12 protein-coding genes are annotated in these 19,202 nt (G+C 67.6%); 10 read left to right on the forward strand and 2 right to left on the reverse strand.

Features of this window, described 5'->3' with window-relative positions:
- Positions 1–100 precede the first annotated feature (100 nt).
- Positions 101–1,231, forward strand: a complete 1,131-nt coding sequence (locus tag ACWDR3_RS24265; protein WP_450354637.1) for a lytic polysaccharide monooxygenase — start codon at positions 101–103, stop codon at positions 1,229–1,231.
- Between the two features lie 426 nt (positions 1,232–1,657).
- Complete coding sequence (locus tag ACWDR3_RS24270) at positions 1,658–4,924, forward strand: GH92 family glycosyl hydrolase (RefSeq protein ID WP_450354638.1); 3,267 nt, start codon at positions 1,658–1,660, stop codon at positions 4,922–4,924.
- 75 nt (positions 4,925–4,999) lie between these two features.
- Here the strand turns inward: ACWDR3_RS24270 and ACWDR3_RS24275 are convergent, their stop codons facing one another.
- Positions 5,000–5,482 carry a carboxymuconolactone decarboxylase family protein gene (locus ACWDR3_RS24275; RefSeq protein ID WP_401721739.1) on the reverse strand — a complete coding sequence of 161 codons (483 nt, stop codon included), beginning with the start codon at positions 5,480–5,482 and terminating at the stop codon, positions 5,000–5,002.
- Positions 5,483–5,670: 188 nt separating this feature from the next.
- Here ACWDR3_RS24275 and ACWDR3_RS24280 point away from each other — a divergent pair, with 188 nt between their 5' ends.
- The gene (locus ACWDR3_RS24280) at positions 5,671–6,573 is read left to right on the forward strand and encodes an RNA polymerase sigma-70 factor (RefSeq protein ID WP_450354639.1); all 903 of its coding nucleotides are present in this window, start codon (positions 5,671–5,673) and stop codon (positions 6,571–6,573) included.
- Positions 6,574–6,653: 80 nt separating this feature from the next.
- Here the strand turns inward: ACWDR3_RS24280 and ACWDR3_RS24285 are convergent, their stop codons facing one another.
- Positions 6,654–10,397, reverse strand: coding sequence for a GH92 family glycosyl hydrolase (locus tag ACWDR3_RS24285; RefSeq protein ID WP_450354662.1), 3,744 nt, complete (start codon positions 10,395–10,397; stop codon positions 6,654–6,656).
- A 442-nt stretch (positions 10,398–10,839) separates the two neighbouring features.
- Between ACWDR3_RS24285 and ngcE the strand changes: the two genes are divergently transcribed.
- The 7 genes from ngcE to ACWDR3_RS24320 all read left to right on the forward strand — a co-directional run bounded on the left by ngcE (position 10,840) and on the right by ACWDR3_RS24320 (position 19,175).
- Positions 10,840–12,306 carry an N-acetylglucosamine/diacetylchitobiose ABC transporter substrate-binding protein gene (ngcE, locus tag ACWDR3_RS24290; protein ID WP_450354640.1) on the forward strand — a complete coding sequence of 489 codons (1,467 nt, stop codon included), beginning with the start codon at positions 10,840–10,842 and terminating at the stop codon, positions 12,304–12,306.
- Positions 12,307–12,384: 78 nt separating this feature from the next.
- The gene (locus tag ACWDR3_RS24295) at positions 12,385–13,320 is read left to right on the forward strand and encodes a carbohydrate ABC transporter permease (RefSeq protein ID WP_450354641.1); all 936 of its coding nucleotides are present in this window, start codon (positions 12,385–12,387) and stop codon (positions 13,318–13,320) included.
- Between the two features lie 15 nt (positions 13,321–13,335).
- Positions 13,336–14,271, forward strand: coding sequence for a carbohydrate ABC transporter permease (locus ACWDR3_RS24300; RefSeq protein ID WP_450354642.1), 936 nt, complete (start codon positions 13,336–13,338; stop codon positions 14,269–14,271).
- Between the two features lie 184 nt (positions 14,272–14,455).
- Positions 14,456–15,655: an ROK family transcriptional regulator gene (locus tag ACWDR3_RS24305; RefSeq protein ID WP_123997108.1), complete on the forward strand. Its 1,200-nt coding sequence runs from the start codon at positions 14,456–14,458 to the stop codon at positions 15,653–15,655.
- Positions 15,656–15,788: 133 nt separating this feature from the next.
- The gene (locus ACWDR3_RS24310) at positions 15,789–16,892 is read left to right on the forward strand and encodes a sugar ABC transporter substrate-binding protein (RefSeq protein ID WP_450354663.1); all 1,104 of its coding nucleotides are present in this window, start codon (positions 15,789–15,791) and stop codon (positions 16,890–16,892) included.
- A 202-nt stretch (positions 16,893–17,094) separates the two neighbouring features.
- Positions 17,095–17,886 carry an ATP-binding cassette domain-containing protein gene (locus ACWDR3_RS24315; protein WP_450354644.1) on the forward strand — a complete coding sequence of 264 codons (792 nt, stop codon included), beginning with the start codon at positions 17,095–17,097 and terminating at the stop codon, positions 17,884–17,886.
- Positions 17,883–19,175: a sugar ABC transporter permease gene (locus tag ACWDR3_RS24320; RefSeq protein ID WP_450354645.1), complete on the forward strand. Its 1,293-nt coding sequence runs from the start codon at positions 17,883–17,885 to the stop codon at positions 19,173–19,175. Before ACWDR3_RS24315 ends, ACWDR3_RS24320 begins: the two co-directional genes overlap by 4 nt.
- Positions 19,176–19,202 lie beyond the last annotated feature (27 nt).

Consider the following 19,202-nt stretch of genomic DNA (forward strand, 5'->3'; position numbering starts at 1 on the left):
CATGTCGGCGGACCGGAACCCGCCGTCCAGGGGGCGCCATCCACCCCACCCCTCCGTATGGACGCATCCGCATGGCCGTACCCGAAGGAAACCGACTGGCATGATCCTGACAAGAACGGACGCGGCGCCACGTCGATTAGCCCTCTCCGCCCGCGCCTTCTCCCTCCGCGCTCTCTCCGTCCGTAACCTCTCCACCCGCACCCGAGCTCTCCTCCTCGTCCTCGTCTCCGTCCTCGCCACGCTCCCGGCCCTCGCCCTGGTCATGGCGGCCGGCGGTCCGGCGCAGGCGCACGGAACTCCCATGAAGCCCGCCAGCCGTACGTTCCTGTGCTGGCAGGACGGCCTGACGGACACCGGGGAGATCAAGCCGGTCAACCCGGCGTGCAAGGCGGCCCAACAGGTCAGCGGTACAACGCCGTTCTACAACTGGTTCTCGGTGCTGCGCTCCGACGGCGCCGGCCGCACCCGCGGCTTCGTGCCCGACGGTGAGCTGTGCAGCGGCGGCAACACCAACTTCACCGGCTTCAATCTCCCGCGCAACGACTGGCCGTTGACGCATCTGACCTCCGGCGCGACCGTCGACTTCTCCTACAACGCCTGGGCCGCGCACCCGGGTTGGTTCTACGTCTACATCACCAAGGACGGCTTCGACCCGACCAAGACGCTCACCTGGAACGACATGGAGGCGACGCCCTTCCTCACCGTCGACCACCCGCCGCTCAACGGCACCCCGGGCACGGTCGAGGCCAACTACTCCTGGTCCGGGCAGCTTCCGGCGAACAAGTCGGGGCGGCACATCGTCTACATGGTGTGGCAGCGCTCGGACAGCGCGGAGACCTTCTACTCCTGCTCCGACGTCGTCTTCGACGGCGGCAACGGCGAGGTCACCGGCATCCACGATCCGGGCAACCCGACCGACCCGGTGCCCGGCGAATGCGCGGCCACCCGCCGTACGACCGGGAGTTGGAACGGCGGCTACCAGTCCGAGGTGACCGTCACCAACACCGGGAACGTCCCGATGCTGGGCTGGATGGTCGACTGGACACTGCCCGGCGGCCAGAAGGTCGAGAGCCTCTGGAACGGCAATCCCACCTACACGGGCCAGGACGTGATGGTCCACAACGCCGACTGGAACGGCTCGTTGAGTCCGGGACAGAGCACGACCTTCGGCTACGTCGTCTCCGGCACCGGAGGTGACACGGCGACGGCTCTGCCCTGCCGGGTCGGCTGAGGCGCGCGAGTCGGAACAGCTCTGGGCGGACCCCGGTGGTGGTCGGTGTACCACCGGGGTCCGCGAGCCGACCGGTGCCAATGGGGGAGCGGTACCGGGCGGGGTGAGAGCCCCCTGTGCCCGACCTGACCGGGCACTGGAGGAGAGGGCTGACAAGCGGGAGACGGCTGAGCAAGTGGCGCGGCTTGTGGCGACGCTGCAAGTGCGACAACGTTGTCGAGTGGTCTGTACATGACTGTACTCCTCCAACCGACAACGATGTCAAGACAGTTGCGGAAGTGGCCGTAAGTGGTCCGTACGGGTGGCTCCCGCGTGGGCCGTCACCTTCCCACGCGCTCTTCCGTGGTACGGGTGGCGCACGTTACTGTCCCTGCGGCTTGTGCGACCTGTGGTGCGCGACCCGTCCGAAGGAGGAGGGGCCGCGTCATGCGTTTCCGTCCTACGTCCCTGCTGCTCGCCGCCGCTCTCGCGGTCGGCGGCGCCACCCCCGCCCTCGCGGCAACAGCCGCGCCGCCCCAGCTCGTCGACGACCCGACCGCGTACGTCGATCCGCTCATCGGCACCACGAACGGCGGCAACGTCTTCCCCGGCGCCGTGGTGCCCTTCGGCATGCTCTCCTGGAGCCCGGAGAACACCAGAGGCAACGCCACCAGTACGGCAGCGCCGGGCGGTTACCAGTACGACGCCACCCGCATCCGCGGTTTCAGCCTCACCCACATGTCCGGCACCGGCTGCGCGGGCGGCAGCGGCGACATCCCGTTCTTCCCGTACGCCGGTGAGGTCACGTCCTCCCCGGCGAGCGACACCAAGGACGCCGTCTACGCCTCGGACTTCAGCCACGCCGACGAGACCGCCGAGCCCGGCCACTACAAGGTCGGCCTCGCCTCCGGTGTCACCGCCGATCTGACGGCGACGGCCCGCACGGGCTCGGCGCAGTTCACCTACCCGGCCGACAAGCCCGCCTCGATGCTGATCCGTACCGCCAACTCCGAGGTGGGCTCGGCCGATTCGACGGTCACCATCGACCCGGAGACGCGCACGGTCTCCGGGTCGGTCACCTCCGGCGACTTCTGCGGATACCTGGACCCCGAGGGCCAACGGGCCTACTACACCCTCTACTTCACGGCGAAGTTCGACCGTGACTTCAAGACGACCGGTACCTGGCAGGACGACAAGCTGACGCCGGGTTCCACCTCGGCGAGCGGCGGCACCGGCGGCTTCTCCAACGGCGGCCGACCGGTCGCGGGCAAGGGCGCCGGCGGCTACGTCGAGTTCGAGCCGGGCGACGGGCCGGTCAACGCCAAGGTCGGCATCTCCTACGTCAGTCAGGCCGGCGCCACCGCCAACCTGGCCGAGGAGAACCCGTCGCGCCGCTCCTTCGACGCGGTGAAGAAGGCCGCCCAGCGCGCCTGGCGGGACCGCCTCGACGCGATCCGGGTCGGCGGCGGCACCGACGACGAGCGCAAGACCTTCTACACCGCGCTCTACCACGCCCTCATCCACCCGAACGTGATCAGCGACGCCGACCGCAGATACCGCGGCAGCGACGGCGAGGTGCACCGGGTCTCCCGGGGCCACGAGGCCCAGTACGGCACCTTCTCCGGCTGGGACGTCTACCGCGACCAGGTCCAGCTGCTCACCCTGCTCAGTCCGCGCACCGGCTCGGACATCGCGCAGTCGCTGTACGAACTCGCCCAGCAGAACGGCGGGATCTGGGACCGCTGGCTGCACGGCGCGAGCGGCACGCACGTCATGAACGGCGACCCCTCACCGACCGCCCTGGCCGGCATCCGCGCCTTCGGCGGCACGGACTTCGACCTGCGCGGCGCACTGAACTCGCTCGTCAAGGCGGCCACCGTACCGACCCCGCAGGACCTGTCCTCGTCGGGCAAGCCAGTGCTTTCGGTGGGCCAACGGCCGTCCCTCGACAAGTACTTGGACCTGCACTACATGCCCTCGGTCTCCAACGCCTGGGGCGGCGCGGCCGAGACGCTGGAGATGTCCACCGCCGACTTCTCGCTCTCCCAACTCGCCGCGGCGGCGGGGAAGAAGGACACGGCGGCCACCTTCGCCAAGCGATCCCAGTGGTGGCAGAACAACTTCAACATCGCGGCCGACCCGACCGGCGGCTACATCGCCAACCGCAAGGCGGACGGCAGTTGGGTCACCGGCTTCACCCCGGCCACCGGCAACGGCTTCGTCGAGGGCACGGCGGCCCAGTACACCTGGATGGTCCAGCACAACCCGGCCGGGCTGTTCGCGGCCATGGGCGGCAAGGACGAGGCCCTCAAGCGCCTCGACACCTTCTTCCACGAGGACGACGGCAGCTGGGCGTTCACCGGCAGCGGCGGCGCCAAGTCCGAGCTGGACAACGAACCCTCGATCAACGTGCCCTACCTGTACGACTACGCGGGCGCGCCCTACAAGACGCAGGAGACCGTCCGCGCCGCGATGACCCAGCTGTGGTCCACCAAGACCAACGGCATCCCCGGCAACGACGACCTCGGCGCGATGTCGTCCTGGTACGTCTTCTCCGCGCTCGGCATGTACCCGCAGGTGCCCTCACGTGCCGAACTGGTCCTGGCCTCACCGCTGTTCCCGCGCGTCGAGATCGACCGGCCGGAGGGCAACGACATCTCGATCCGCGCGACGGGTGCGGCGGCCGATGCGCCGTACATCCAGTCCTTGAAGGTCAACGGCCGGTCCAGTGACCGGTCTTGGCTCCCGGCGTCCTTCGTGCGCGACGGCGGCCGGCTCGACTACACCCTCTCCTCCACCCCGAACCGCGACTGGGGCACCACCCAGGCCCCGCCGTCCTTCCGCGACGGCGAGCAGCCGTACCAGATCGGCGTCGGTCCGACCACGGCGACGATCGCACCCGGCGAGAGCGCCGAGGTCGACATCCGCGCGCTGGCCGTGAGCGGCGGCACCGGACCCGAGGTGCGCTTCAAGGTCGAGACCCCGGACGGGATTTCGGCGTCCCCGGCCGAGGGCACGGTGTCCGACGGCTCGCAGAAGATCACCCTGTCCGCGGCGAAGGACGTCAAGCAGGGCTTCTTCGAGGCCAAGGTGACGGTGACCTCCGGCGACGACTCCTACGTGCAGCCGGTCGCCCTCACGGTGGCCGCCCCCGGCACCTTGCTCGCCGCCTACAACAACACCGGCGTCTCGGACGACGTGGGCGAGCACGACGAGGCCGACTACGACGGGGGCGGCTGGAGTTACTCCCGTCAGGCCCTCGCCGCGGCCGGTCTCACCGCGGGCGGACAGGGCACGGTCGACGGGCTGACCTTCACCTGGCCCAACTCGCCCGCCGCCCGTCCCGACAACGCCTACGCGGCCGGACAGACCGTCCAACTCGACACCCCTGCTGCCAAGTTGTCCTTCGTCGGCAGCGCGGTCAACGGAAACCAGCGGACCAGTGCCACGGTCACCTACACCGACGGCAGCACCGGCACGGTCGACCTGTCCTTCACCGACTGGACCGTCGGCGGAGGCGGCGGCACCGTCCAGTACGGCAACGTGGTCGTCGCCAAGGCCGCGTACCGCAACGTGGCCGGCGCGGACAAGGACCCGGTGGCGACGTACGTCTTCGCCACCAAGGCCTTCGCCGCACCGGACGGCAAGACGATCGCGAGCGTGACACTGCCGCAGAACACGGACCTGCACGTGTTCACCCTCGCGACCGGCTGACCGAGGAGGTCCCCGCGGGCGGCGCCGCCGGTCGACTCGGCACACCGGGTCGACGGCGGCGTACGCCCCGCTCCTTCAGCGCGAGGCACTGAACATGCCGACCTCGTAGGAACCGCCCTTCTGGTGCACGATCACGGCGAGTCGGTTGGCCGCGTTGATCAGCGCGACCAGGCACACCAGCGCGGCGATCTGGTCGTCGTCGTAGTGCTTGCGCACCTGGTCCCAGGTCTCGTCGGACACGCCCAGTTGCGCGTCCGCCATCCTGGTGCCCTCCTCGGCGAAGGCCAGCGCGGCCTGCTCGGCCTCGGTGAACACGGTGGACTCGCGCCACGCGGCCACCAGCATCAGCCGGACCGAGGTCTCACCGGCCGCCGCCATCTCCTTGGTGTGGTAGTCGATGCACCAGCCGCAGCCGTTGATCTGGCTGGCGCGCAAGGACACCAGTTCCTGCGTCGACTTGGGCAACGGCGACTGCTCGATCACCAGGCTCGTGTTGGCGAACCGCTTGGTGAACTTGGCGGCGATCTCGTTCTCGAACAGGTTGAATCGAGCTTCCATGATCTCGTCCTCACTCGGGGTGCGGCGCCGCGTTTCGCTGCGTCGGATGCACAAGAGATGCCGGCGCCCCGCGCCGTGTGACAGGACGGCCATGTGACGTACGCCACCGCACTGGGGTGTCACAGCGCCGCGGTGGCCGGCGTCTTGTGCGCGTGACATCGTCGAGAACGAGCAGGCGGGAGCAGTCGGTGACGAGCGAGAACAGCGAGACCGCGCAGAACACGGCCACCGAGGCGTTCGTCGCCCACCGGAATCTGCTGTTCACGGTCGCCTACGAGATGCTCGGCTCGGCCGCCGACGCCGAGGACGTCCTCCAGGAGACCTGGATGCGGTGGTCCGGCGTCGACCTGGACACGGTGCGCGACCAGCGCGCGTACCTGGTCCGGATCACCACCCGGCAGGCGCTGAGCCGGCTGCGCACGCTCGCCCGCCGCAAGGAGTCCTACGTCGGCTCCTGGCTGCCCGCGCCGCTGCTGACCGCCCCGGACGTGGCCGAGGACGTGGAGCTGGCCGACAGCGTCTCCATGGCCATGCTGCTGGTCCTGGAGACCCTCGCGCCCACCGAGCGTGCGGTGTTCGTGCTGCGCGAGGTGTTCGACCTCGACTACGACGAGATCGCCGAGGCGGTCGACAAGACCCCGGCCGCGGTCCGCCAGATCGCGCACCGGGCCCGGACGCACGTCGCCGCACGCCGGCCGCGCGGTGCCGTCTCCGCGGTCGAGACACGTCATGCGCTCGTGGCTTTCCAACGGGCCGTCGACACCGGTGACTTGCAGAGCCTGCTCGACATCCTCGCCCCGGACGTCGTCTTCCTCGGCGACGGCGGTGGCGTCAAACAGGCCGTCCTGAAGCCCGTGACGGGCGCCGACAAGGTGGGCCGGATGCTGGCGGCCGGCCTCGGCCGGGTCACCGACGCGCAGCTGGGCCTGGCACAGGTCAACGGCTTCCCGGCGCTGGTCTTCCGGTTCGACGGCGAGGTCGACACCGTGCTGGCGGTCCGCATCGACGACGGCCTCGTCACCGGCCTGTACGCCGTGCGCAACCCGGAGAAGCTGTCGCACATGGGCCAGGAGACGACCCTGAGCCGCTGAACGAGAGGGGGGGACGCGTCACCTTCGACGCGTCCCCCCGATCCGTTCACAGACCGCCGTGCGGCCCGCAACTCACCCGCTCACGCGAGCAGTTCGACTTCCGAGACCGTGGCCTCCGCGTCGAACACCAGGCGGTACTTCCCGTACGTGCCCGGCGACCCCACGCTGAACGCCCGGGTCTGCCGGTCCCAGGTGAAGGACTGGCCCGACCGCTTGTCGAGCGTCTTCCAGGTGGTCCCGTCGTTCGAGCCCTGAAGGGTCCAGCCGGTCGGCGCCTTGGTGTGGTCGGCGGACGAAGTGAGCGTGTACTGGAGCCCCTTCGTGTCGCCGGTGACCGGCAGGTCGACCGACGTCACCGTCGCGCCGGTCGCCGAGGTGTTGTCGAACAGCGCCCCGTCACCCTTCAGCACGTCCGCACGCGGCGTCGGCGCCTTGTCGTCCTGGGTGATCGACACGGGACCCGCGTTCTTGCCGGTGCCCCACGAGGACGGCTTGGAGCCCATGTCGAAGTTGAGCACCCCGCCCTCCTCCAGCAGCGAGTGGGGGAGCGAAGTCGAGTTCCAGTTGTGGCCGTTGACCTTCAGGCCCTGCACGTAGATGTTCTTGTCGCTGTTCTTCGGCGCCTTGACGACGAGGTCCTCGCCGTTCTCCAGGTGCACGGTGACCTTCTTGAACAGCGGGGAGCCGATGGCGTATTCGCCGCTGCCCATCACCAGCGGGTAGAAGCCGAGCGCGGAGAAGAGGTACCAGGCCGACTGCTCGCCGTTGTCCTCGTCGCCGTGGTAGCCCTGCCCGATCTCGCTGCCGGTGTAGAGGCGGGAGAGCACCTCGCGGACGTTCTTCTGCGCCTTGTAGGGCTCGCCGGCCGCGTCGTACATGTAGATGACGTGGTGCGCGACCTGGTTGGAGTGCCCGTACTGGCCCAGGCGCACGTCCCGCGCCTCGGTCATCTCGTGGATGACACCGCCGTAGGAACCGACGTTCTCGGGCGAGGCCGTCTCCGGGGTCGAGAAGTACTCGTCGAGCTTGTCACCGAGCGCGCTGCGGCCGCCGTACAGGTTGGCCAGGCCCCGGCTGTCCTGCGGGGCGGTGAAGGCGTAGCCCCAGCCGTCGGTCTCCGTGTAGTCGTAACCCCACACCTTGGGGTCGTACTTGGCGGAGTCGACGCGCCAGTTGCCCTTGGCATCCTTGCCCTGGAAGAAGCCGGCCTTGGAGTCGTAGAGGTTCACGTAGTCCTGGGCGCGGTTGAGGAAGTACTCCGACTCCTCCTTGTAGCGCTTGTCGCCGGTCTTCTTGTAGAGGGCCTTGCCCATCTGCGCGATGCCGTAGTCGTTGACATAGCCCTCCATCGCCCAGGAGAAGCCCTCGCCGGTGTCGGTGCTGGTGTAGCCGAGGAACGGCGAGGTCGCCATGCCCTTGCGGCCCACACCCGACGACGGCGGTACGACGGTCGCGTTCTTCACGGCCGCGTCGTAGGCCGACTTGGCGTCGAAGTCGACCCCCTTGACGTACGCGTCCGCGAAGGCCACGTCCGAGGAGGTGCCGGTCATCAGGTCCGCGTAGCCGGGGGAGGACCAGCGCGAGGTCCAGCCGCCGTCCTTGTACTGCTGCACGAACCCGTCGACCATCTCGCCCGCCTGAGAGGGCGTCAGGAAGGAGTACGCCGGCCAGGTGGTCCGATAGGTGTCCCAGAAGCCGTTGTTGACGTACACCTTGCCGTCCACGATCTTCGCGCCGGTGTGCGTCGGGGTGTCGGGTCCCGGCATCGGCGAGAACGGGGAGGCGTACTGGTACTTCGAACCGACCTTCTCGAAGCCGGAGTTGGGGTACAGGTACAGCCGGTACATGCTGGAGTACAGCGTGGTCAGCTGGTCCGCCGTGGCGCCCTCGACCTCGACCTTGTCGAAGATCTTGTCCCAGGTGCGCTGGGCCTTCTTCTTGACCGAGTCGAAGGACGTGTCGTCCGGGATCTCCTGGCGCAGGTTGTCCTTGGCCTGGTCGATGCTGATCAGCGAGGTGGCGATGCGCAGCGTCACGGTGCGGTCGGCGCCGGCGTCGAACTTCAGGTAGCCCTTGACCCCGCTGGAGGAGCCGTCCTTGACGGGCTTGTCGAAGGTGCCGTAGACGAACAGCCGGGTCGCGCCGGTCGACAGGCCCGACTTGACGTCCGAGTAGCCGGTGAAGGTCCCGGTCGCCGGGTCGAGCGTGAGCCCGGCCTGGTCGGTCACGTTGTCGAACAGCACGTTCGCGTCGTCACCGGGGAAGGTGAAGCGCATCGTCGCCGCGTGGTCGGTCGGCGTCATCTCGGTCTTGAGACCGTTCTCGAACGTGACGCCGTAGTAGTACGGCCGCGCGATCTCGTTCTCGTGCCGGAACGCCAACTCCCGTGCCTCACGGCCGGTGTCCGGGGTTCCGGAGGCCACCGACGGCATCACCTGGAAGGTCTGCCGGTCGCCCATCCACGGGCTCGGCTCATGGCTCGCGCTGAACGCCTGGATCGTCGGCAGGTTGTCGTCGTTGTTGGCCCGCGCGTAGTCGTACAGCCAGCTCAGCGAGGACGCGTTGGTCACCGGCGTCCAGAAGTTGAAGCCGTGCGGCACGGCCGTCGCGGGGAAGTTGTTGCCGCGCGAGAAGCCGCCGCTGGAGTTGGTGCCGCGGGTGGTGAGGGCGTAGTCCGACAGATGCGCCTTCGGCTTCTCCTTCGCCGCCTGGTCGATCTTCACGTCGTCCAGCCAGCCGCGGAACTTCGCCGGGCCCTTCGCGGAGTCGTACGCCACCAGGATCCGGTCGACGGTCTTGCCGGAGGCGACCGACCCGATCCCCGAGGCCACGTTGTTCCACTGGTTGACGTAGAGGATCTTCGCGGCCCCCTGCGCCTTCGGCGTCAGACCGAAGCCGTGCTGGTCGGTCGCGCCCAGGTCGCTCAGATAGGTGCCGTCGGTGAAGGCCAGGTCGACGGAGACGTTCGTGGCGTCGTAGTCGAGATCGCCGTCCGCCATCGAGGGGAAGATCCGGTACGACAGCTCGGTGTCCCGCCGCACGGACACGTTCACGTCGAAGACCTTGTTGTACGAGTACGCCTGGCCGTCGGAGGTGTGGCGTCCCGCGTACCGCAGCGCGCGCTTGCCGGTGAAGCCGGCCCCCGCCTTCGCGGTCGGCGAGCCCGCCGGGCCGCGGTCGACCAGCGTCAGCATGTCCTGCGGCACCGGGCCGCCGCTGCCGCCGGTGGAGAACTGCACGTCGGCGAGTTGCAGGATGTCGGAGGCGCCGTTGTTCTTGGTGATGTCCAGGCGGAAGTGCGCGTACTCGGCCGGCTCGGCGAGGTCGTACGTCTTGGTCTGGAAGCGCTCGGAGAAGGTCTCACCGGAGCGGGTGTCGACCGTCTTCCAGTCCTTGCCGTCCGTGGAGCCCTGCAGGGTCCAGTCCTTGGGGTCGCGCTCGTCGAAGTCGTTGGCGGAAGTAAGCGCGTACGTCACGATCTTCGCCGGCTTGTCGAGGTCGAACTCGACCCAGCCGGTGGGCTCGAAGGTCAGCCACTTGGTGCCGGCCTCGCCGTCGACGAGGTTCTCCTTCACCTCGCCGCCGCCGGTGTTCTCCGAGCTGGCCCGGACGTCCGTGACGTGGTCGGACACGTTGCCCGGGATGCCGGTGCTGTAACCGCCGTCCACTCCCGAGGCCCGCTTGGTGCCGCTCGGCGTGGTGTCGACCGTGTTCAGCCAGTCCGGTGCCGGATCGCCCGCCTCGAAGGAGGACGAGAACTCCCGGTCGGCCGGCTTGGGCTTCGCGGAAAGCGCTGTCGCCGCTCCCTGCGAGCCCACCGCCAAAGCAAAAGCGGCCGTCAGGACGACGGCCGTTCCCCATCTGTGTCTCGTTCTGTACCGCACCATCTCCGGCACCCTCCCTGCGCGATCGGACAACGTTGTCACCTTCCAGGCGCAGAACCCAGTAGTGGGTCAAGTGGCCAGGGATGTCAAGGGTGTTGAGTGTGGCATTCGGGGCCTATGTCGCGGATTTTTCCGGCAAGGCGCCCACAGGGGGCTCATATTTCCGCGAGGTCTCAACTCGGATAAGACCAACGGCCAACCTTGCATTCGATCTTGCTCCGTTGGCGGGAAGTGGACTATACCTGTCGGCGATTCACCCGATGCGTTCGTCAAGATCCGCACGGCATGATTCGTTACTCCTGCACGACCCTGCTTGACCTGACCGCGGTGCCGGGAGGATCCGGTTCACCGCCTGAGTCCTGGAGAAGGCGAGGACTTGAGCATGGGATCCACTTCCGCCGAGAACAGCGGTTCCGAGCACAACGACGCGGCGGGTGTCGGCCGTCGCGATCTGATCCGGCGGTCCGCGGCACTGGGCCTGATCGCCGTACCCACGATGAGCTTCCTGTCGGCGTGCGCCAGCGGTGGCGGGGACGACGACTCGGGTGACAACAACGACAGCCAGGGCAAGACGTCCAAGACGAACCCGTTCGGAGTGAAGAAGGGCACCAAGCTCGACGTGGTCGTCTTCAAGGGCGGTTACGGCGACGACTACGCCAAGGCGTGGGAGGCCAGCTTCCAGAAGAAGTGGGGCATCACCTCCACCCACACCGGCACCCAGGAGATCACCGGCAAGCTCCAGCCGCGCTTCAACGGCGGCACCCCGCCGGACATCGTCGACGACTCGGGCGCCCAGCAGATCAAGCCCGACGTCCTCTACAAGAACGGCCAACTCCTCGACCTCGCCGTGGTCCTGGACGCCCCCTCGATCGACGACCCGAGCAAGAAGGTGCGCGACACCGTCATCCCGGGCACGCTCGACGCGGGCCTCCAGGAAGGCAACATCGTCACCCTCAACTACATCTACACGGTGTGGGGCCTGTGGTACTCCGGCAAGCTCTTCAAGGAGAAGGGCTGGGAGGAGCCGAAGACCTGGGCCGACTTCATCACCGTCTGTCAGGCGGCCAAGAAGGACGGCATCGGGGGCCTGGCCCACCAGGGCAAGTACCCGTACTACATCAACGTCGCCATCATGGACCTGATCGCCAAGACGGGCGGTCTGGACGCCATGAAGGCGATCGACAACCTCGACCCCAAGGCCTTCGTGGGGTCCGAGGCGGCGCAGGCGGGTGTCGAGGCGATCTACGAGGTCGTCGAGAAGGGCCTGTTGATGCCCGGCACCAACGGCCTGACCCACACCGAGTCGCAGACCCGCTGGAACCAGTACAAGGCCGCGTTCATCACCTGCGGTTCCTGGCTGGAGAACGAGCAGCTCAAGCAGACGCCCGCGGACTTCGACATGAAGTTCATGCCGATGCCGCTGCTGCCCGACAGCAAGCTCCCCTTCGAGGCGATCAGGGCCGGCTCCGGCGAGCCCTTCATCATCCCGAAGAAGGCGAGCAACCTGGCCGGCGCCAAGGAGTTCATGCGGATGATGCTCTCCAAGGAGTGGTCGACGCTGTTCGCCAAGGAGGCCAACTCGCTGACCATCCTCAAGGACGGCGTCGACCCGAGCGTCAAGCTGCGCCCGGGCACCCAGTCCACGGTCGAGGCGTCCAAGGCCGCCGGCGACAACACCTTCCGCTTCCTCTACACCGAGTGGTACAGCGAGATGGGCACCGCCATCGAGGCCGCGTCCAACGAGCTGATGGCCAAGCGCATCCAGCCCAAGGAGTGGCTCAAGCGCTGCCAGGCCGCGGTCGACAAGCAGGCCAAGGACCCGGCCTCGAAGAAGAACCACCGCGACTAGCAGACGCATGTCGTCCGGCACCCGCGCCCTTCCCGGAGGGCGCGGGTGCCGACCGGAGCATCAGGGGCAGGAACGCCAATGCGCAAAGGGCAGTACAGGTTCGTCGCGGGATTTCTCTTCGCCCCCGTGGCGCTCTATCTGATCTTCGTCATCTGGCCGTACATCCAGACGTTCGGCTATTCGCTCACCGACTGGAAGGGCGAGTCGCAGACCTTCAATTTCGTCGGTCTCGACAACTACAAGGCGCTTTTCCAGGACGACATCTTCCTGAAGGCGATCTGGCACAACCTCCTGTTCCTGGTGTTCATCCCGGTGATCACCATTCTGCTCGCCCTCTTCTTCGCCTTCATGCTGAACGCGGGCGGGCGTTCACGCGCCGGCGGAGTTCAGGGCGTCGCCGGATCCAAGTTCTACAAAATCGTCTACTTCTTCCCGCAGGTCCTCTCGCTCGCGATTCTCGCGGTGCTCTTCAACGCGATCTACCGCAGCGACGAAGGCGGCCTGCTCAACGGCGTCCTGACGAAAATCGGGCTGGTCGACTCGCAGAACCCGGTGGAATGGCTCAACGAGCCCAACCTGGTGCTGTGGGCGCTGATGCTGGTCGTCGTCTGGCACGGCGTCGGCTTCTATCTGGTGCTGTTCTCGGCCGCCATGCAGTCCATCCCGAGAGACATCTACGAGGCCGCCCTGATCGACGGCGCGGGCCGCTCCCAGTCCTTCTTCCGCATCACCCTGCCCCTGCTGTGGGACTCCGTGCAGACCGCCTGGGTGTATCTCGGCATCGTCGCGATGGACATGTTCGTCCTGGTCTCCTCGATGACGCAGAACATGGGCGCGTACGGAGGCGGCCCCGACCACGACAGCGAGGTCATGGCCACCGTGATGATGCGGAACTTCCTCTACTACGGGAAGAGCGGCTACGCGTGCGCCATGGGCGTCGTGATGCTCCTCCTGACCCTGGTCCTGTCCGTGGTCACGCTGCGCGCCACCCGCCGCGACCGCATCGAGTACTGAGCGGAAGAGACGACGATGAGCGCACCTCTCAAGGAGACGACCCCCACGGGCGGTTCGGTCCCGCCCCGGCCGACGGTCGGCAGGACGCCGGCGGCGCCCGGCGACCGGCGCGGCGAGGGCACCGTGCTGAACGTCTTCTCGCACGGCTTCCTCGCCCTGTGGGGCCTGCTGATCGTGCTGCCCCTGCTGTGGCTCGTGCTCAGCTCCTTCAAGACCGACGCCCAGATCGGCGGTTCCGCCTTCGGCTGGCCGCAGCACTGGTCCTTCGACGTCTTCTCGCGGGCCTGGGACAAGGGCATCGGCGACTACTTCATCAACACAGTCATCGTTCTGGTGTTCTCGGTCCCGCTGACGATGCTGCTCGGCTCGATGGCCGCGTACGTGCTGGCCCGCTACGAGTTCTGGGGCAACCGGCTGCTCTACTACTTCTTCGTCGCGGGCGCGATGTTCCCCGTGTTCCTGGCCCTGGTCCCGCTGTTCTTCATGGTCAAACGGCTGGACATGCTGAACACGTACCAGGGTCTGATCCTGGTCTACGTCGCCTACTCGATGCCGTTCACGGTCTTCTTCATGCACGCCTTCTTCCGGACCCTGCCGACGGCCGTCCACGAGGCCGCGATCCTGGACGGGGCCTCCGACACCCGGACGTTCTTCCAGGTCATGCTGCCGATGGCGAAGCCGGGCCTGATCAGCGTGGGCATCTTCAACACCCTCGGCCAGTGGAACCAGTTCATCCTGCCGACGGTCCTGATGCAGCCGCAGAAGGGCGGCGATCCGGAACGCTACGTCCTCACCCAGGGCCTCATCCAACTCCAGCAGCAACAGGGGTACGCCTCCGACCTGCCCGTCCTCTTCGCGGGCGTCACGATCGCCATGATCCCGATGCTGGTGGTCTACCTGTCCTTCCAGCGCCAGGTGCAGGCCGGCCTGACCTCTGCGACGCTGAAGTAGCACTCCGCACCCGTCCGTGCGCGCGCCGCTCCCGGGTCGGGGGCGGCGCGCTCATATGTGCGGGCGAGGACCCCGATCCGGTTCAACCTCTTGACGGGAGGCAACCCGAACGGCTCAGCTTAGAGTTCACTAGTTGGACATAGACGGGGCCTCATCGAAGCGGTCCCGTGCGCAGGAGGTCGTCGTGGAGACTCCGGGGTCGCAGTCGTCACTGCACCGAGCCAACCTGGAACGGGTGGTACGGGCCGTCCGGCTGGCCGGGTCGCTCACGCAGGCGGAGATCGCCAGGACCACGGGACTGTCCGCCGCGACGGTCTCCAACATCGTCCGGGAGTTGAAGGACGGCGGAACCGTCGAGGTCACACCCACCTCGGCCGGCGGACGCAGAGCCCGCAGCGTCTCCCTGAGCGGGGACGCCGGCATCGTGATCGGCGTCGACTTCGGGCACACGCATTTGCGCGTCGCGGTCGGGAACCTCGCCCACCAGGTGCTGGCCGAGGAGTCCGAGCCGCTGGACGTGGACGCCTCCTCGACGCAGGGCTTCGACCGGGCGGAAGAGCTGGTCAACCGCCTGATCGCGGCGACCGGCGTGGACCGCTCCAAGATCGCCGGGATCGGTCTCGGCGTACCCGGACCGATCGACGTCGAGTCCGGCACGCTGGGCTCCACCGCGATCCTGCCGGGCTGGACCGGCACCAAGCCCGCCGAGGAGCTGCGGGGGCGGCTCGGCGTGCCCGTGCACGTGGACAACGACGCCAATCTGGGCGCGCTCGGCGAGCTCGTCTGGGGCAGCGGCAGGGGCGTGCGTGATCTTGCATACATCAAGGTCGCGAGCGGTGTCGGGGCCGGTCTGGTGATAGACGGGAAGATCTACCGCGGGCCCGGCGGGACTGCGGGAGAAATCGGACATATTACACTCGATGAATCCGGTCCCGTCTGCCGCTGCGGGAACCGGGGATGTCTGGAGACGTTCACGGCGGCGCGCTATGTCCTTCCGTTGCTCCAGTCGAGCCACGGCACCGACCTGACCATGGAGGGCGTCGTGCGCCTGGCCAGGGACGGAGACCCGGGCTGTCGTCGGGTGATCGCCGACGTCGGCCGACACATCGGCAGTGGAGTCGCCAATCTCTGCAATCTGCTGAACCCGAGCCGAGTGGTCCTTGGCGGTGATCTCGCCGAGGCCGGTGAGCTGGTGCTCGGCCCGATCAGGGAGTCTGTCGGCCGCTACGCGATCCCCAGCGCGGCACGGCAACTGTCCGTTCTTCCGGGGGCACTTGGAGGCCGTGCGGAGGTGCTCGGAGCACTCGCTCTCGCGCTCAGCGAGATGGGTGATTCGACCCTTTTGGACGGCTCGCTCGCTACGGCGGCACCTGCCTTCACTTAGAGAACGGATGGCACCGTTGCCAACCCGTTAAGGATTTACTTCTTGACGTCGCACGTGCGGCCGAGTTGACTTCCAGCCACCTCGGCCGCAACGACGCGGCCTCGTCAGGGAGGTTTCTGAAGTGAACACGCGTATGCGTCGTGCCGCCTTTGCCGTCGCCGCCGGTGCGATGGCAGTTTCCCTCGCCGCCTGTGGCAGTGCGAAGGAATCCGGTGACAAGGCCGAGTCCTCCGACTCCGCCAGCAGCAACAAGGGCGACAACATCAAGGTCGGTCTCCTTCTCCCCGAGAACCAGACCGCGCGTTACGAGAAGTTCGACCGCCCCTTGATCGAGAAGAAGGTCAAGGAGCTCACGAACAACAAGGGCACGGTCGTCTACGCGAACGCGAAGCAGGACGCCACCACCCAGAACCAGCAGGTCGACACCATGATCACCAACAAGGTGGACGTGCTGATCGTCGACGCGGTGGACTCCGCGGCCATCAAGAGCTCGGTCCAGAAGGCCAAGGACGCCGGTATCCCGGTCGTCGCCTACGACCGCCTGGCCGAGGGCCCGATCAGCGCCTACACCTCGTTCGACAACGAGACCGTCGGCAAGACCCAGGGCGAGGCCCTCCTCACCGCGCTCGGCTCCAAGGCCAAGTCCGGCAAGATCGTCATGATGAACGGCGCGGTCACCGACCCGAACGCCGCCCTGTTCAAGAAGGGCGCTCACTCCGTCCTCGACGGCAAGGTGAACATCGGCAAGGAGTACGACACCAAGGACTGGAAGCCGGAGAACGCCAACGCCAACATGGAGGCGGCGATCTCGGCCCTGGGCAAGAAGAACATCATCGGCGTCTACTCCGCCAACGACGGCATGGCCGGCGGTATCATCACCGCCCTCAAGGCCGCCGGTCTCAACGTCCCGGTCACCGGCCAGGACGCCGAGCTCGCGGGTGTCCAGCGCATCGTCGCCGGCACGCAGTACATGAGCGTCTACAAGCCCTACCCCGAAGAGGCCAACACCGTCGCGGAGCTGGCCGTCGCCGTCGCGCAGGGCAAGGACCTCGCCTCGGTCGCGCCCGACAAGGTCGACAGCCCGTCGGACAAGGGCATCCCGTCCAAGATCATCGGCGTCGTCGCGCTGACGAAGGACAACATCAAGGACACCGTCATCAAGGACGGCATCTACACGGTGGGCGACATCTGCACCTCGGCGTACGCCGCGGACTGCAAGAAGATCGGTCTCGAGTAGGCAGCCGCAAGTCCCTTTCCGGGCAGGGGAATTCCCACTTGAATTCCCCTGCACGGCTCCCTTGAGGGGAGACGGGGACCGCACCACCCGGACTCCTCCGGCGCCCCGCACCAACAGCCCCGCAAGCTAAGCGGGGCGCCGGACGGAACAATCCCCCCAAATTTTTCTGCACAACCTCCCGCCGGGTCAGGCGGCGAAGGAGATGGTTCACGTGTCCGCTACGCCCGTGCTGGCGTTGCGCGGGGTCTCGAAGCGTTTCGGTGCCGTTCAGGCGCTCACCGATGTAGAGCTCGAGGTCCACGCCGGTGAGGTGGTCGCCCTGGTGGGCGACAACGGCGCCGGAAAGTCCACGCTGGTCAAGACGATCGCCGGCGTGCACCCCATCGATGAGGGCGTCATCGAGTGGGAAGGCCAGGCCGTACAGATCAACAGGCCGCACGACGCCCAGCACCTGGGCGTCGCGACGGTGTACCAGGACCTCGCGCTGTGCGACAACATCGACGTCGTCGGCAACCTCTACCTGGGCCGTGAGATCCGCAAGTTCACGATCCTCGACGAGGTCGAGATGGAGCGCCGCTCCCGCGAGCTCCTGAACACGCTGTCCATCCGCATCCCCAGCGTCCGCATCCCGATCGCCTCGCTCTCCGGCGGTCAGCGCCAGACCGTGGCCATCGCCCGCTCCATGCTCGGCGAGCCCAAGCTGGTCATCCTCGACGAGCCCACCGCCGCCCTCGGTGTCGAGCAGACCGCCCAGGTCCTCGACCTCGTCGAGCGGCTGCGCGAGCGCGGTCTCGCCGTTCTGCTCATCAGCCACAACATGGCCGATGTGAAGGCGGTCGCGGACAAGGTCGCCGTCCTGCGGCTGGGCCGCAACAACGGCGTCTTCGAGGTCAAGTCGACCTCGCAGGAAGAGATCATCTCCGCCATCACCGGTGCCACGGACAACGCCGTGACCCGTCGTGCGGCGCGCAGCACTGGGGAGATCAAGAAGTGAGCATCGACAAGACCTCCCCGTCCACCGAGGACGGCGTCGTGGAGAACCCCGAGGCGGCGGCCGGCGCGGCCACCGTCGTCGACCCCCGGCTGCTGGTGCGCGAACAGGGCTTCGCGGGCTACCTCACGGAGTTCAAGCGGAAGATGAAGGCCGGTGACCTGGGCGCGATCCCGGTCGTCATCGGTCTGGCGATCATCTGGATCATCTTCCAGAGCCTCAACTCCAACTTCCTCACCGCGGGCAACCTGTCCGACATCTCCGTCGCCATGGTCGGCACGGGCATGATCGCCGTCGGCATCGTGTTCGTCCTGCTGCTCGGCGAGATCGACCTGTCGGTCGGCTCGGTCTCCGGTGTCGCGGGCGCCGCCTACGCGGTGCTCACCGTCACGCACGGCATGGCCGCGTGGCTCGCGCTGGTGCTGGCCATCCTCACCGGCACGGTCGCCGGTGCGCTGCACGGCTTCTTCTTCGCGAAGATCGGTGTGCCGGCGTTCGCCGTCACCCTGGCCGGCCTGCTCTTCTGGAACGGCTTCATGCTCCAGATCCTGGGCGACAGCGGCACCATCAACCTGGACAGCGAGGGCCTGGTGGCCAAGCTGACCGGTTACTACTTCACCGATGTGGCCGCCTCCTACGGCCTGGCCATCGCCGTGGTCGTGCTGTTCTTCGTCAGCTCCTTCCTCGGCAACCGGCGCCGCGAGGCCGCCGGCGTGCCGTCGAGGCCGGTGAGCGAGACCATCCTGCGCACCGTGCTGCTGGCGATCGTGGCGTTCGCCGTGGCGGCCGTCTACAACCAGTACAAGGGCCTGCCGCTGGCCGTCGTGATCTTCGTCGGTGTGCTGCTGCTCACGGACTTCGTGCTCCGCCGCACCACCTACGGCCGCAAGATCTTCGCCCTCGGCGGCAGCGTCGAGGCGTCCCGGCGTGCCGGTATCAACGTCGACATGATCCGGATCTCGGTCTTCGCGATCTCCGGCACCTTCGCCGCGATCGGCGGTCTGTTCATCGCCTCGAAGATCGCCTCCGCCAACCAGGGCGCGGGCGGCGGTGACCTCCTGATGAACGCGATCGCCGCGGCGGTCATCGGTGGTACGTCGCTGTTCGGTGGCCGTGGCCGCACGTGGAACGCCCTGCTGGGTGTCCTCGTGATCATCTCGATCCAGTACGGCCTGGCCCTGGAGGGCATCGCCTCCCCGGTCCAGTACATGATCACCGGTGGCGTCCTGCTGGCGACCGTCGTCATCGACGCGGTCACCCGGAAGACGCAGAAGACGGCCGGGCGCGCGTAACAGCCCCGACCAGCACCACGATGCCCG

The sequence above is a fragment of the Streptomyces sp. NPDC001002 genome, from assembly GCF_053599215.1.